Origin of the sequence: Halobacterium bonnevillei, from assembly GCF_009831555.1 — an archaeon.
Taxonomy (GTDB): domain Archaea; phylum Halobacteriota; class Halobacteria; order Halobacteriales; family Halobacteriaceae; genus Halobacterium; species Halobacterium bonnevillei.
The window spans coordinates 1-14,211 of record NZ_WUUU01000018.1; the positions used below are offsets into that span (position 1 = coordinate 1).

General features: G+C 65.7%; 14 protein-coding genes and 1 pseudogene. 5 read left to right on the plus strand and 10 right to left on the minus strand.

The features are described from left to right. The 3 genes from GRX66_RS04270 to GRX66_RS04280 form a co-directional block, all read right to left on the minus strand. On the minus strand, positions 1–366 hold a 366-nt coding region (locus tag GRX66_RS04270), incomplete at its 3' end, for a biotin/lipoyl-containing protein (protein WP_325063951.1). A gap of 120 nt (positions 367–486) precedes the next feature. Beyond that, positions 487–1,452 (minus strand): alpha-ketoacid dehydrogenase subunit beta, encoded by a 966-nt coding sequence (locus tag GRX66_RS04275; RefSeq protein WP_159525423.1) that lies wholly within the window; start codon positions 1,450–1,452, stop codon positions 487–489. Between the two features lie 2 nt (positions 1,453–1,454). Next, positions 1,455–2,618: a thiamine pyrophosphate-dependent enzyme gene (locus tag GRX66_RS04280; RefSeq protein WP_159525424.1), complete on the minus strand. Its 1,164-nt coding sequence runs from the start codon at positions 2,616–2,618 to the stop codon at positions 1,455–1,457. A 210-nt stretch (positions 2,619–2,828) separates the two neighbouring features. Here GRX66_RS04280 and GRX66_RS04285 point away from each other — a divergent pair, with 210 nt between their 5' ends. The 3 genes from GRX66_RS04285 to GRX66_RS04295 all read left to right on the plus strand — a co-directional run bounded on the left by GRX66_RS04285 (position 2,829) and on the right by GRX66_RS04295 (position 5,498). Beyond that, positions 2,829–3,917 carry an amidohydrolase family protein gene (locus tag GRX66_RS04285; protein WP_159525425.1) on the plus strand — a complete coding sequence of 363 codons (1,089 nt, stop codon included), beginning with the start codon at positions 2,829–2,831 and terminating at the stop codon, positions 3,915–3,917. Continuing rightward, positions 3,914–4,291 (plus strand): Rieske (2Fe-2S) protein, encoded by a 378-nt coding sequence (locus tag GRX66_RS04290; protein WP_325063952.1) that lies wholly within the window; start codon positions 3,914–3,916, stop codon positions 4,289–4,291. Before GRX66_RS04285 ends, GRX66_RS04290 begins: the two co-directional genes overlap by 4 nt. 178 nt (positions 4,292–4,469) lie before the next feature. Next, the gene (locus tag GRX66_RS04295; protein ID WP_159525426.1) at positions 4,470–5,498 is read left to right on the plus strand and encodes an ABC transporter substrate-binding protein; all 1,029 of its coding nucleotides are present in this window, start codon (positions 4,470–4,472) and stop codon (positions 5,496–5,498) included. 208 nt (positions 5,499–5,706) lie between these two features. Here the strand turns inward: GRX66_RS04295 and GRX66_RS04300 are convergent, their stop codons facing one another. The 7 genes and pseudogenes from GRX66_RS04300 to GRX66_RS04325 all read right to left on the minus strand — a co-directional run bounded on the left by GRX66_RS04300 (position 5,707) and on the right by GRX66_RS04325 (position 11,647). Beyond that, positions 5,707–6,162, minus strand: coding sequence for an ABC transporter permease (locus GRX66_RS04300; RefSeq protein ID WP_325063956.1), 456 nt, complete (start codon positions 6,160–6,162; stop codon positions 5,707–5,709). Then, a complete protein-coding gene (locus tag GRX66_RS20490) occupies positions 6,045–6,482 on the minus strand; it encodes an ABC transporter permease (protein WP_325063953.1) in 438 nt (145 codons plus the stop codon). Before GRX66_RS20490 ends, GRX66_RS04300 begins: the two co-directional genes overlap by 118 nt. Further along, a complete protein-coding gene (locus GRX66_RS04305) occupies positions 6,473–7,264 on the minus strand; it encodes an ABC transporter permease (protein ID WP_325063954.1) in 792 nt (263 codons plus the stop codon). The genes GRX66_RS20490 and GRX66_RS04305 overlap by 10 nt, the downstream gene beginning before the upstream one ends. Positions 7,265–7,266: 2 nt before the next feature. Continuing rightward, positions 7,267–8,064, minus strand: a complete 798-nt coding sequence (locus GRX66_RS04310; RefSeq protein WP_159525427.1) for an ABC transporter ATP-binding protein — start codon at positions 8,062–8,064, stop codon at positions 7,267–7,269. A 323-nt stretch (positions 8,065–8,387) separates the two neighbouring features. After that, positions 8,388–10,579: pseudogene (locus GRX66_RS04315) on the minus strand (LUD domain-containing protein). Then, positions 10,576–11,085 (minus strand): LUD domain-containing protein, encoded by a 510-nt coding sequence (locus GRX66_RS04320; protein WP_159525428.1) that lies wholly within the window; start codon positions 11,083–11,085, stop codon positions 10,576–10,578. Before GRX66_RS04320 ends, GRX66_RS04315 begins: the two are co-directional and overlap by 4 nt. A 73-nt stretch (positions 11,086–11,158) precedes the next feature. Next, entirely contained in the window at positions 11,159–11,647 is a 489-nt protein-coding gene (locus tag GRX66_RS04325; RefSeq protein WP_159525429.1) for a universal stress protein, read from the minus strand. A gap of 119 nt (positions 11,648–11,766) precedes the next feature. Between GRX66_RS04325 and GRX66_RS04330 the strand changes: the two genes are divergently transcribed. Together GRX66_RS04330 and GRX66_RS04335 are read left to right on the plus strand one after the other, a co-directional pair. After that, positions 11,767–12,255, plus strand: coding sequence for a DUF3237 domain-containing protein (locus GRX66_RS04330; RefSeq protein ID WP_159525430.1), 489 nt, complete (start codon positions 11,767–11,769; stop codon positions 12,253–12,255). A 630-nt stretch (positions 12,256–12,885) separates the two neighbouring features. Beyond that, positions 12,886–14,115 (plus strand): amino acid ABC transporter substrate-binding protein, encoded by a 1,230-nt coding sequence (locus tag GRX66_RS04335; RefSeq protein WP_159525431.1) that lies wholly within the window; start codon positions 12,886–12,888, stop codon positions 14,113–14,115. Positions 14,116–14,211 lie beyond the last annotated feature (96 nt).

Consider the following 14,211-nt stretch of genomic DNA (forward strand, 5'->3'; position numbering starts at 1 on the left):
GCTGCCGGCGTCATCATCGGCGTCCGTCGGCGCTTCATCGACGGCCGGCTCGGCGGCCTGTTCGGCGGATGGTTCTGCGCTGGCGTCGGCGGACTCGGCGGCCGTTTCGTCGTCGGCCTCGGCGTCGGGCACGTCGAAGGTGACGATGACCGAGTCGACGTCGACCACTTCGCCCTCGTCGGCGTGGAGTTCCGTCACGGTGCCGTCGTAGGGGGACGGCACCTCGACGACTGCCTTGTCCGTCTCGACGTCCGCGAGCGTCTGGTCGGCCGTGACGTCGTCGCCCTCCGCGACGAGCCACGAGACCAGTTCCCCTTCCGCGATACCCTCACCTAGGTCTGGGAGTTCGAACTGCTGCTTGGCCATACACGGTACGCGTCGGCCGGCCCTTTCAGTATTTCCGTAGCGCTCGTATTTCCGTCAGGAACAGCGATTGACCCGCCGCACGAAGGACAGCAGCGGCCGAAGGGTGAAAATCGAGGCGGCCTACACCGACAGCGCGTCCTCGATGGCGTCGAGGATGCGCGGCGGGTGCGGGAAGTAGTAGTCCTCCATCGAGAGCAGCGGCACCGGCGTGTCGAAACCGGTGACGCGCTCGACGGGTGCTTCGAGGTACATCAGCGCCTCGTCGTTGATGTGGGCGACGATGTCCCCGCCGACGCCGTGACTGCGCGGGCCCTCGTGGACGACGACGGCGCGACCGGTCTTCTTCACGGACTCCACGACCGTCTCGGTGTCCATCGGCGAGATGGTTCGGAGGTCGATTACCTCGACGTCCGCGTCGGCCTCGTCGGCGGCGTCCAGGGTCGGCGGCATCATCGACCCCCAGCTGACGACGGTGAGGTCCGAGCCTTCCCGGCGGACGGCTGCCTCGCCGAGCGGGACCTCGTAGTCCTCCTCGGGGACGTCGTCGCGGAACGACCGGTAGATGCGCTTGGGCTCCATGAACAGCACCGGGTCGGGGTCGCGAATCGACGCGAGCAACAGCCCCTTCGTGTCGTGGGGCGTGCTCGGCGCGACGACCTTCAGGCCGGGGATGTGGGCGTACGCGCCCTCCATGCTCTCGGAGTGGTGCTCGAGCGCGCGCACGCCGGCGCCGTACGGCATCCGGACGACCATCGGCGCGGAGAGCGCGCCGCGGGTCCGCCAGCGGATGCGGCTCGCGTTCGTGACGAGCTGGTCGAACGCCGGCGGCAGGAACCCGGAGAACTGGATCTCCGCGACCGGCCGGTAGCCGTACATCGCCAGCCCCGTCGCGGCGCCGACGATGGCGATCTCCGACAGCGGCGTGTCGACGACGCGGTCCTCGCCGAACTCCTCGAGGAGGCCGTCCGTGGCGCGGAACACGCCGCCGCTCTCGGCGACGTCCTCGCCGAACACGACGACGTCGTCGTCGGCGGCCATCTCCGTGTGTAGTGCGTCCTTGACTGCTTCGACGATAGTTGCCTGCATGGTCACCCCTTGGGCCGCTGTTCGATGTAGTCGTACAGCTCCGGACGGCGCTCGAGGAGGTCGCTGAACTCCTCTGACTGGCGCTGGAGGTCCGGGGGCAGCTCCGCGTAGACGTGCGCGAAGATCTCCTCGACGCCGCGTTCCTCGAACGCGTTGGCTTCCTCGAGGGCCGCGTCGAACTCCGCGTCGATCTCGGCTTCGATGGCGTCGTGGTCGATGTCGTCCCACAGCCCTTCGGCTCGCAGGAACTCGCGGTACCGCTCCAGGGGGTCGGCGTCCTCCCAGGCATCGACCTCCTCGTCGCTGCGGTAGCGCGTGGGGTCGTCGCTGGTCGTGTGGGCGTCCATCCGGTACGTGACGGATTCGACGAACACTGGTTCGCCGTTCCGGACGCGCTTGCGCGCCTCGTTCACTGCCTCGTAGACGGCGAGGACGTCCTGACCGTCGACGCGGATGGCGTCCATGCCGTAGGCGAGCGCTTTCTGGGCGAGCGTGTTCGCGCCGGTCTGCTCCTCGGCGGACAGCGAGATGGCGTACTGGTTGTTCTGGCAGTAGAACAGCGCGGGCACCTCGAGCGCGCCCGCGAAGTTAATCGCCTCGTGGGCTGCGCCCGTGGAGGTCGCGCCGTCGCCGAGGTACGCGGTGGCGATTGCGTCGTCGCCGCTGAGGTCCATGCCCCACGCGAGGCCGGCGACCAGCGGGAGGTGCGACCCGATCGAGATCGCGATCTGGCAGTTGTGTTCGGCGAACGACTGCTGTCCTTCCTCGATGCCGCGCCAGAACATGATCATGTCCTTCATCGGGACGCCGCGCATGAACATCGGCGTCCACGCGCGGCCGACGTACAGCCAGTCGTCGGGCTGGAGGGTGTACGCGCTGCCGATGATGCTGGCTTCCTGGCCCCTGGTCGACCCGAAGGTCCCGAGTTCCCCGCGCCGCTGGATGTTCACCATGCGCTTGCTGAACACGCGGTCGGTCAGCATCCACCGGTAGAGGTCCTGGAACTGCTCGTCGTCCAGGTCGGGGACCTCGTCGGCGTCGTAGGACCCGTCCGGTGCGACGACCTGGTGGGTGTCGACCGAGAGGTCGTCCTGCGTCAGGAACCGGGGTTCGCCAGCACTCACCGTGGCGTTGGCTGGATGTTCCGTTGGTTCGTTCTCGCTCATTCGACGACTATCGCAAGGAGAGGCGGGTAAATAAATGCGGGGGTGGCGCCAGCGACTCCGTCACGGGCGGCCTCCTCGACGTCCTGTGCCGCAGGAGTGTTCAGACGACCGGCCCAAAGTGGCCTGGCGCGCAACGGGGCTCGAGTAAAAGTTTATTGTAGGGCCTCCCCACCTGTGGTGTATGGTGGAACATGCCACTGTGGTGCGGGGATGATTGACCCCAAGGAGCACACTGTCGTCGACTGCGACTGGCACTACGCCGACACGTTCACGCAAATTGCACCGTACATGCCCGAACCCTGGAAGACGAAGTACCAGAAGAGCGGGTTCGGCGACACGGGCGTCAAGCAGAACCTCGCCGCGTTCTTCCCCGCCTCGACGGGGAGTCGCGCGAACTACGGGAAGATCCAGCGAGAGTTCTCTGAGTACCCGGACGGCGGCGACACCAAGGAGGACGTGGTCGCGGGGATGGACGAACTCGACATCGACGTCTCCCTCCAGATTTCGCACCTCATCCTCGCGATGGGCGGTGTGACCGCCGACGACCGGCGCGTGGAGTCGTTCGTCAAAGGGTACCTCGACTACATGCTGGAGGAGGTCCTGGACCCCGACGAAGGTATCTACGGCCTCGCGCCGATGCCGTACCACGACATCGACGCCTCGATGGACGTTCTCGATCGCGTGGAAGACGAGGAAGCCATCACGGGCGTCGTGTTCGTCACTGCGGGCGCCAGTCCGCCCCTGGGCAACCGCAAGTACGACCCGATCTACGAGCGCTGCGAGGAGATGGGGTATCCGGTTGTCTACCACACTGGCGGCTCTGGCCTGGACGAATACGTGCGCGCCGGCTACCAGGATATGATCGAGACGCACACGCTGGGTTTCCTGGAGTCGAACATGTCCCAGATCGTCAGCGTCGCGAGCCAGGGCGTCCCCGAGAAGTTCCCGGACCTGGACATCGTGTTCATGGAGTCCGGCGTCACCTACATCCCGGGGCTCGTCAGTCGACTCGACGAGGAGTACCTCAAACGGTCGGAGGAAGCCCCATTGCTGGAGAAGCGCCCCGGAGAGTACATCACGGACTTCTACTTCGGCACGCAGCCACTGGAGGTGTCCGCACGCCCCGACCTCCTCGAACTGTGCTTCGACATGATCGGAACCGACCGACTCCTGTACGCCTCTGATTACCCACACTGGGACTTCGACAGCCCGAGCGTCATCACTGACCTCCCGATGATCGACGACGAGGACAGGAAGGACATTCTCGGCCGGAACGCCCTGGAGGTGTTCGACCTGTGAGCGCCGACGGACGCGTCGAAGTCGGGCCAGCGGCGGGGTTCGAGAACGGCGACGCCGAAATCGTGCAGGTCGGCCGGGTGGAGGTTGGCGTCATCAAGGCCGGCGGGGAGTTCTACGCGCTCCGCAACGAGTGCCCTCACGACGGCGGCCCAGTCTGCGAGGGGATGGTCGAACCCCGCCTCGTCGGCGAGTGGAGCGGCCCGGGCGAGCGTGTCGAACAGCACTACGACGACGACCAGTGCATCGTGTCGTGTCCGTGGCACGGCTGGTCGTTCGACGTGCAGACGGGCGAACACATCGGGGACGACGGCTACGTCCTCCCGATGTACGACGTCGTCGTCGACGACGGGGTCGTGTACGTAAACGAAGGCTAACCGGTTCCCCGCTGCCGCTGTCCGCGCGGCGCTGTCGTGTCTCGAACCCGCCCACGGCGCGGCGATAGCGGCTGGAAACTGAACGGTAGAACCTCAGCGAGGATTCGTACCTAACAGTTCTTGTCGAAAATAACTTGGATAGGTAACTTTTTGTGGGTCGAGTGTGGGTCATGGTACAATGCCGCAACAGAGCACCAACAGGCGGACGTTTCTCAAATCGGGTACAGCTGCCGCGGCTGTCGGACTCACCGGCGTCACCGGCTGCCTCGGCGGCGGGGGCGGCGGCGTCTCCGACCTCAGCCTCGCGTTCACCGTCCCGGTCGAGAATCTCGGGTCGCTGTTCGACATCGAGGACCTGCGCAACGAACTGACGAACGTCGGCGAGGAGTACGAACTCAGCGTCACGCGCAACGAGAGCACGCCGGACTCGCTGAACTCGATGGCCGCAGGCGAGGTCGACATGGCCCTGCTCACCACCGTGAGCTACGGGTCCGCGGTCAGCGAGGAGGCGGTCCCCGGCAACATCTCGATGATCTCGACGGACTTCTGGGACGCCCACCCGGACTGGTACGGGTTCACCCTGTACGCGCACCCGGACACCGGCATCGAAGCGCCCGCGGACCTCGAGGGCGCGAAGATCGGCGTCAACGCGCAGGGGACCGGGACGCACGCAGTGATCGCGAAGGCACTCCGTTCGGCCGACATCGACCCGGAGAACGGCGCCGAGATCGTCGAACTGCCGTTCCCGTCAATCACGTCCGCGCTCAACGACGGGCGCATCGACGTCGCAATCTATCCGGCGCTGTTCGCGGTCGGCGCGCGCGCCGAAGGGTTCACGCCGGTGGTCAGTAGCCAGGACCTCTGGGACAGCGAGTACCCGTTCGCCTACACGGTCGCGTCCAACGACTCGCTGGACAACAAGTCCGACGCGATCGAGCTGTTCGGCGAGGACCTCGCGGAGCTCGTGGAGTACTGCTACGACAACCGCTCGGAGGTCGTGACGAAGGCAGCCGAACACTTCGAACTCCCGGAGCCGGTCGTCGACGGCTTCTTCCTGAACAACAACGACTACTACCGACAGGACATCACCATCGACATGGACCGCCTCCAGAGCACCATCGACGAACTCGTCGACCTCGGCTTCCTCGAGGAGTCCTTCGACGTCTCCGAGTACGCGACCAACGACTACGTCCCCTCGATCAACTGACGCAATCTGTCCGCTCATTTGACGGACCACGTTTAGGGTCCGTTCTGGCACAGCCGGTCCGGTCCCCGGATCGTTGCATCGCGGAAATTCTGGCACCGATAGCCACCACTGGAAGCTACGCGTCGTGTATCACTAACCCAGTCGCTCCGCCGGGGAGTACGGTCGTCGATAACTCCACGAGAACGGGGTGCCGTGAAACCCGCGACGGCTACGTCCAGCGCAGCAGATAGCCACGGACCACGCGCAGCGAACGGTCCAGCGCGAGCCCGACGAGCATAATCGCGATGATCGCCGCGTACGTCTGCGTCGACTGGAACGACCGCACGCCCTGGATTTCGAGGGCGCCGAGACCGCCGCCGCCGGCGACCATCTCGAAGACGAACGTGATGATCAGCGACAGCGGCAGTGCGATCTGTAATCCGGTGACGATGCCGGGCGCGGCCGCCGGCATGATGACTCGCCAGAGCAGTTTCCAGTCACTGGTCCCCATCATGCGCGCCGCCCACACGAGGTTCTGTTCGACCTGCCTGGCGGCGTCCCGGGCGTTCACCGCGATCGGCCAGAACGTGCCGACTGCGACCATGATGATCTTCGAGGTGTCACCGATGCCGAACCACAGCATGAATACCGGGATGAGCGCGATGATCGGGACCGGGTACCCGATCTTGATGATCGGGTCGAAGAACCAGTCGCGACACGGTTCCGTGCGCTCAGGATGCCAACGATCACGCCGAACACGGACGCGATGGCGAGTCCGAGGAACGCGCGCTTCAGCGTGAGGTACGCGTTGTCCAGCATCTCGCCCGATTGCGTGAGTTCGACGAACCTCGCGAGTACGTCCGACAGCGGGGGCAGGAAGTAGTAGTGGATGTACCCCATCTGCGTGACGACCTCCCAGAGCACGAGCACCAGGATCAGCGAGTACAGCGACTTCAGGACGTCGAGGACTGTCGACGTGTCGAACCGCTCGAGGTTCACGTCCATACTAACACCCGTTCACGGAGGATTTCGTACCCGCGGACGGCGAAGAACGCCACCGCGGAGATGATGACGATGTTCGCGAACATCGTCGGGTAGTTGCCGACCTGTCCGGCAGTGAGGATGAGGTAGCCGATGCCCTTGTCGGAGGCGATGAGTTCCGCGCTCACGAGCGCGATGAACGCGATGGGAATCGCCTGCCGGACGCCCGTGAGGATCTCTGGGATTGTCGCGGGAATGACGACCTTACGGAACAGCTGGCGGCCGTCAGTCCCCATCATCTTCGCCGCCCACACCAGGTTCTTGTCCACGTTCTCGGCGGCGTTGTACGCGTTCAACACGATGGGGAGCAGGCACGCCAGGAACACGATGAGGACCGCGGTCTCGGTGCCGACGCCGAGCCACAGGATGGCCAGCGGCACGAGCGCGGTCTTCGGAATCGGATACGTCAGCGCGAGCAGGACCTCGAAGAAGTCCTCGACCGGGTCGAGGCGAGCCATGCCGATGCCGAGAAGGACGCCGACGGCGATACTCAGTCCGAGTCCGACACCGATCCGGAACAGCGACGTGAACAGGTGCGAGTACACCTCGCCGGAGACGATCAGTTCCTGGATCTCTCCGACGACGCGCGTCGGCGGCGGGAGGATCTCGGCGGGCACCGCGGTGCCGCTGGCGTACTCCCAGAGGACGGTTAGAATGACGAGCGGAATCCAGTCGAAGAGAAACTTTCCGGCGCGCAGCAGTGGCGCGGGGACCGCATCGACCGAGCGGACGGACACGTTGCTCACGGTTACGGTTGCACCTCGGGTTGCGTTTCCTCCCTGAGGGACTTCCAGACGTCGTTTTTCGTCTCGGTGAACTCGTTGCTGGTGATGATCGCCTCGCGCGTCTGCGAGCGGTCGAGGTCCACCTTGGTGACGTTCTTCTTCGTGCCGGGGTGACGGGTCATCACCATCACGGTGTCCGAGAGGTAGACCGCCTCCTCGACGTCGTGGGTGACGAACACGACGGTCTTGTCGAGGTCGCCCCAGATGTCGATGAGTTGGTCCTGCAGAGACTCCCGCAGCGGCTGGTCGAGCGCGCCGAACGGCTCGTCCATCAACAGAATCTTCGGGTCGTAGGCGAGCGTGCGAGCGAGCCCGACGCGCTGTTTCATGCCGCCGGAGAGCTCCTTCGGGTAGTTGTCCTCGAACCCACTGAGGTCCATCATGTCGATGTACTTCTGGGCTCGGGAGCGGCGTTCCTCCTTCGTGTACCCCTGTTCTTCGAGGCCGTAGGTGACGTTCTCCATGACGGTCCGCCACGGGAACAGCGCGTAGTCCTGGAAGACCACACCGCGGTCCGTGCCCGGGCCGTCGATGGGATCGCCGTCGACCTCGATGGAGCCGGAGGTCTCGTCGAGGAAGCCCGCGACGAGGTAGAGGAGGGTGCTCTTTCCACAGCCGCTCGGGCCGACGATGCTGGCGAACTCGCCGCCCTCGATGTCGAACGAGAGGTCCTTGATAGCGGTCGTGCGTTCAGCGCCGTCGTCGTAGACTTTCTCGAGGTTGGAAATCGAGACGTGGCCGTCGAGTGTGCGTTCAGTCATGCGTCGAGGGAACGGTGAGAAAGGCGGATTGAGGTGACGCCCGTTTGTCTGTCACGGCTCGGTCGTCAGACGAGGAGGGCGCTGCCGCCGTCCCTGCGTTCGCGGGACGGCGGCCGTCCCCGTGTGGCTGCAGCCCACACTCACTGTGGTGGTGTGTCACACTCCTGTAGTAGCGGTAGTTGTATAAAAAATTTTCCCGAGAGGCAATCCTACACCCCGCTCAACGGACGTTTCGGCGGGTCGACGGGTTCAGGTTGCCTCCTGGGAGTTCCCGGAGCTCCCCCGCCACAACAGCGGGTTCACCGCGACCGTGCTCCAAGCGCTCACTCCGGTGCGATGAGCTCCACTGGATGACGGTTCTCCGGCGGGAGCAGGGACGCCAGTTGTTCGTGACAGGAGGCCCCGCTTGCAACCAGCTCCCGGCCTTCGACGCCCGCGTCCTCGAATTGGCCCGCCAGCGTCTCGCCGACGTCCACGCTGAGCTCGTAGTACTCGGACTTGTAGCCGAAGCTGCCGGCCATCCCGCAGCACTCAACGTCGGAGGTCACGACGTCGTACCCGAGGCGCTCGAACACCGCCTCCGTGTACTGGTCGACGTCGAGCGTGCGCTGCTGGCAGTGGCTGTGGTACGCCACGTCGCCGCCCGCGGCGAGCACGTCGGCGTCGCCGCCGTTCTCCAGGAGGCCGTAGACGTACTCCACGACCTCGTAGCTGTTCTCGGCCAGTCGGCTGGCGCGTTTCCCGTCGAGCAGGCGCTCGTACTCGCGACGGAACGCGGCGAGGTCGGAGGGTTCGACGACGACGACGTCCCGTCCCGAATCGAGGTAGGGGTCGAGGCTGTCGGCGACGCGCGCGGCGTTCTCGCGCGCCGTCGCAATCATCCCCTGGGAGAGCGGCGCGCGTCCGCTCTCGTGGCACGGGGCGACGGTCACGTCGACGCCGAGCGCCTCAAGCGTCCGGACGGCGGCCTTCCCGCGGTCCACGAGCACGTAGTTCGTGTACGTGTCGGGGTAGAGGACGACCTCCCGGTCGGCGTCGCCGGCGGTCGCGAGCGGTCCCGGGACTCGAACCAGTCGACGAGCGTCTCGCGGCGGAACGCGGGGAGGTCGCGGCGGCGGTCGACGCCGGCGACTCGCTCCATGATCGCCCGCGACGGCCCCCAGTCGGCGAGCCAGTTCGAGACCGGCGCGGTCGCCGAACCGAGTTTCGCGAGCGTTCCGAAGTTCCCGAACAGGCGCTTCTGGAGGTCCAGGCCGCCCGGGTCCGCGTCCGGCGTCAGGCCCTCGACGAGCCAGTCGAACTCCTGGTCGTCGCCGCGGTTGATGCGGTCGCGGACGACGGTGTTGATCCACGGAATGTCGATTTTCACGGGGCAGGCGTCCACACACCGCGAGCACCCCGTACAGAGGTCGTTGAACTCCGCCGCCGAGTCCAGCCCGTGGACGCCGGCCTCCCAGCCGGTCGCGATGCCGCCCGTGTACGTCTCGCCGCCGAACGCGTGCCCGCCGACGTGCTGGAAGTTCGCACACGAGTTCGCGCACGCGCCGCAGCGGATGCAGTACAGCGTCTCCCGGAGTTCGTCGTCCTCGCGCATCTCCGTGCGGCCGTTGTCCAGCAACACGAGGTGGAACTCGCGGTCGTCGGAGGCGCCGTCCAGTGGCTCGTGCGGGTTCTCGAAGTCCACGACCGGCGAGTCGACGGGCGGCGTCAACAGCGAGAGGTAGGTCGCGATGTCCTGGCCGCCGGCGGCGCGCGCGATGAGTTCCGCGAACGGCGGGAAGTCGTCGAGACTCGGAATCAGCTTCTCGACGCCGGCGATGGCGACGTGTGTATCGGGCGTCACCGCGCACTTCCGGGCGTTCCCCTCGTTGGTCACGAGCGCGAGCGTGCCGGACTCCGCGAACACGAAGTTCGCGCCCGTCATCCCGACGTCCGCCGCTCGGATCTGGTCGCCGACGTGGTCGCGGGCGAACTGCGTGAGGTCTTCGGCCGTGTCCAGGGGTTTTCCGGTGTCGAAGTGGGCGTTGAACAGGGTCGCGATGTCGGCCGTGGACTTGTGGAACGCGGGGCCGACGAGGTGGGAGGGCGCTTCGTCCGCGACCTGCAGGACGAACTCCCCGAGGTCCGTCTCGCAGACGTCGACGCCCGCGGCCTCGAGGGCGTCGTTGACCTCGATCTCCTCGCTGGTCATCGACTTCGACTTCGCGAGGAGGTCGGCGTCCTTCGACTCGGCGACCGCCGTGATGTACTGGTTGGCGTCCGCCGCGTCATCGGCGAGATACACCTCGCCGCCGTTGGCTTCGACCTGCTCGCGGACGGTTTCGATGAGGTCGGGGAGTTGCTCGATGGCGTCCTCCTTGATGCGTCGTGCGGCCGTTCGGAGGTCCTCGATGTCGTCGCGCGTGGCGTTGGCCTCCAGCCGGCCGTCGTTGACGTGCGTCGTGTTCTCGAAGACGGCGTCGCCTTCCGTGTCGAGGAGGTGGCGGATGTGCTGGGCTTTCTCACGCCGGCTCATCGGTCGGTCACGACCACCGCGTGGACAGTCTGCGGGCCGTGCACCCCCGTTACCAGTTCTCCCATGTCGGCAGTCGCGCTCGGACCGGTCGCGAGAACCGCCGTGTCGCGTCCCGCATCGAACTCGTCGCCGAGCCAGTCGACGGCCGCGTGGACGTCGGCGTGGAGGTCGCTGGCGCACACCACGCCGACGTGTTCGCGGGGATAGAGGCTCACCGGCTCAGTCCCGGCCTCGTCGGCCTGGATGACGAAGCTCCCGTACTCGACGATGCCGCCGTGGACGCGCGTGACGCCGGTGGCAGCGTCCGACAGCAACTGCGGAGTCGGCGGCGTCTGCACCGTCGTGTCGTCCAGCGAGACGCCGTCGATACCGAGCGGTGCACCGACGGCGGGGTCGTCGACGACGTCGTCCAGTACGGCGGTGAGGTCGGCGACCTCGGTGCGCGTGCACGCGACGTCGGCGCCGTCGAGGGAGGCCGCGAACTCGTCTATGGTGTCCGTTCGCATTGGCCACAATTGGGCCGAGGTCGGGCTTATGTCTACCGGTCACCTGTGAGTCCGGTGGTCGGCCGAGACCCGGTCACTCCTCGGTCATCACCGTGACGACGGGCGCCGTCGCGTTCAGGAGGAACGACTGCGTCGCACTCCCGAAGACCGCCTTCCCGACCGGCGTGCGCTTCCGACCACCGATGACCAGGTAGGACGGGTCGTGTTCGTCGGCGACCTCGAGGACTTCGCCGACCGTTTCGCCCACGCGTCCGACGAAGGAGACCGACTCCGGGAGGTCGTCGACGGTCTGTTCGAGGACGTCGCGAGCAACGCCCGCAGCGTCCCGGCGCGCCTCGTCGATTGAGTACGACGTCTCGTTCGTCGACCCGTAGTTCGTCCCGGTCCCCGTGAGGTATCCGACGCGGGACGTCTGATCGGTATCTGCGCGGGACTCGTAGGTGTCCTGCGGCATCACGTGCACGACAATGAGTTCCTCCCCGTACTGCGTCGCAAGGTCTGCGCCGACAGCTGCGACCCGGTCCGGGATCTGCTCGCCGTCGACTGCTGCGACAACTGCCATGAAGCCTGGTTTGCAGGGGAGATACAAAAGCCTACACCCTGGTCCTCGGGAACCGGGACTGCGCCGCTACCAGCCGCTTCGGCACTACTTATTTACCGATACCGGGGAATACGGGAGGTATGGCAGGAACAATCGACGAACACGAGACCGAACACCTCACGCCGTCGCTGGAGCACGTCCTGGACCTCGACATCGAGGTTGCGGACCCTCTGGTCGTCGGCGACACCGGCGACGGGGAGCGCCGCATCATCCAGATTACCGACGGGACCGTCTCGGGGCGATTGAACGGACACGTCCTCCCTGGCGGCGCAGATTACCAGTTGTTCCGCGAGGAGCGACCGACCGAGCTCGTCGCGAAGTACGCCTTCGAGACGGACGGCGGCGCCCGCGTCTACGTGGAGAATCGGGGCATCAGAGTCACCGACCCCGAAGACAGCCGCCGACTCCGGGACGGCGAGGAGGTAGATCCCGAGGACGTCTACTTCAGGTCCGTGCCGGAGTTCGAGACGGCGGACCCGTCCCTCGACTGGCTGTCCGATAGCGTGTTCGTCGCGACCGGCATCCGGCAGCCGTTCGGCGTGAAACTTGCGGTCTATCGCGTGGGCTGACACAGCCGATAGTCGATAGTCTGCCACCATCTCGTTCGCGCCCACTTCATATCAGTCTACAGGTGCGTTTTCGGTCCACTCAGATTGAATATGCGTCCACGCGTCCGCGTTGGTTCGGGGCGATTCCTGGTGGCCGACCCATATGGTCCGGGACAGTTGCGCGTGACGGTTTGTCGACACGCCATCGACGCGACACACCTGAGGAACCCGCTTCACGATAGAGTGGACCCAACACCGCCGACAAATGCCTCGTCAGTCCGGCTCGCGACAGTCCGGTTCTGAGAGGACACCCACGACGTATCGGGACGGGTCGAAAACCTGGACGCAAGGAAAACCTGAACGCACCGAGAATCCACGAGGCCGAGATCAATCGAACGCCCGGGATTCGGGGATATATCAACAGACACAATATTCAGTACTATTGGTTTGTGTAGCCCCGAGCGGGAGTTACACGCAGTGCTCCTGCAGGAGACCACCGTCGACGCCGGTGGCGGTTGCAAGTCGTGTGGTGTCACCGCTCAAGCGGACGGACGGTGGAGCTAATGCTGGTAACCGGAGCGGGATATTTCGCACACAACTTCCCCAATTATAACGGAAAAGTTTAACATCAAGTTCGTATTCGGTAGTGGCATGGACACATCTGACACAGGCCGCACCAGGCGGTCGTACCTGAAAGCAACTGGCGCGGCGAGCGCAATCAGTCTGACCGGACTCTCCGGCTGTACCGCATTCGGCGGCGGAGACGGCGGGTCGGACACGGTCGTCATCGGGGCGGCCGTACCGGAGACGGGGCGGCTGTCGTCGGTCGGCAACGAGATGCTTCGCGGGTACGAACTCGGCGTCGAGATGATCAACGAGAACGGCGGCATCGACGGCCAGGAGGTCGAACTGGTCGTCCGGGACGACGAGAGCGACCCGACGCTGCTCCGCCAGCAACTCCAGGAGATCACCAGCAACCACGACGTGGACGTGATCTGGGGGAGCTTCTCCAGTCCGCTCGTCATGGCGGGCAGCGCGTACGCCGAGGAACAGGGGATTCCGTTCCTCGCCGTCGCGACGTGTTTCGAGAAGCCACTGCGGGACGGCTCGAAGGAGTGGACGTACACGCCGTTCCCGAAGACCCGGGACGTGACTCGTGCCACCCGCGGACTGCTCGAACTGATTCCCGAGAGCGAACGGCCGCAGCGCGTCGGCATCTGGGAGGAGAACTCCGGGTGGGGCGAAGAGATGGCCGAAGCATGGGACACGAAGCTCTCGGAGGCCGGCTACGACGTCGTGATGCGGGAGAGTTACAACGCCGGCAACCAGGACTTCTCGACGCTCATCTCGCAGTCCGACAGCGCGGGCGTCGAAGCACTGGTCGCGTGCCCACAGCCTCCGGACGGCATCACGGCCATGACGCAGCTCCGCGAGAGCGGCTACATGCCCGAATTCGTCGAGTTCGTTCGCGCCTCCGACCCGCAGGCGTGGTGGTCCGCGCTGAACGAGGCCGGCAACTACGTCACGATGTGCCCGGGATGGGCGCCAGGGATGACCGGGAACGGGAACGAAGAGCTCCTGAACGCGTACGACGAGGCACACGGCGGCACCCCGCGCGTGATGGTCGGCGTCGGCTACAATCTCGCGCAGACGACGGAACAGGCCATCGCCGGAGCGGACGAGGTCGCCCCCGAGGGCATCCGGTCGACGCTCGACGACGAGGAGTTCAACACCGTCATCGGCGACTTCGGCTTCGACGAGTACGGAATGCCCGAGCAGGGCCAGCTGTCTGCGGCGAGCGCGCAGTGGTGGAACGGCGAACAGCGCCTCGTCTATCCGCAGACCGATTCCGCCGCGGACCTCCAGTTCCCCATCGAGTGAAGACGCGGTCAGCACACGTCCTCGCCGTCCAACCGGTTCCGGGTTCCAGTCCCATCGGCGGCGGTCGCAAGCAACAATTTGCCCGAAAACAGCCGG